1 protein-coding gene is annotated in these 590 nt (G+C 59.3%); it reads right to left on the reverse strand.

All coding sequences use genetic code 11. The annotated features are described in order from the left end of the window. On the reverse strand, window positions 1-418 hold a 418-nt coding region (locus tag ACFO6W_RS26385; protein WP_380002167.1), incomplete at its 3' end, for a hypothetical protein. Window positions 419-590: the final 172 nt, after the last annotated feature.

Consider the following 590-nt stretch of genomic DNA (forward strand, 5'->3'; position numbering starts at 1 on the left):
GCCGCAACGGGGCTTTGCCCCTTAGGGGCCGGTATCCGTTCCTGGCCAGGCGTACAACCGGTACGGCCGCATATACCGTATCTTTCTTTATGCGGAACGCGCTTTTTTCGATATATACCGTGTCCCTTACCAGCTTTTCGGTATAGATATAAACCGTGTCCCTTACGGGCAGGGCCGGCCGGTAGCCTTCCAGCAGGCTTTTGAGGGGGCTTGCGTTTCCCCTGTGGATATAGCTGCCGTCTTTCATCTTCAGCCGTACGGACACGTATTGCAGCAGGTTCCACATTTGCTTTTCGCTCAGGCCGCGGCCGCTCTGCTGCAAAGCCTTGTATCCCTCGTGGTCGATTCCCATCGGCATTATATCCACCGGGAAGCGTTCGGCTACGGCAAGGTGCTGCCAGCGCAGGTAGGTCCACATCGACTGGGCGCGGCGGCGCGCCAGATTGAGGTTATACGGCCGGCTGCCCGAGGGTGAACAGCCGGCGATGATCTGGATCGTATCGATGCCCGCGACCACAGACGGGATATGCAGCAGCGAGTCCAGCGCATCGAACATGAGCCGGTTGTCCTGGTAGTCCCGGAGCAGGTCG

It is taken from the genome of Dysgonomonas termitidis (assembly GCF_042654545.1).
Taxonomy (GTDB): domain Bacteria; phylum Bacteroidota; class Bacteroidia; order Bacteroidales; family Dysgonomonadaceae; genus Dysgonomonas; species Dysgonomonas termitidis.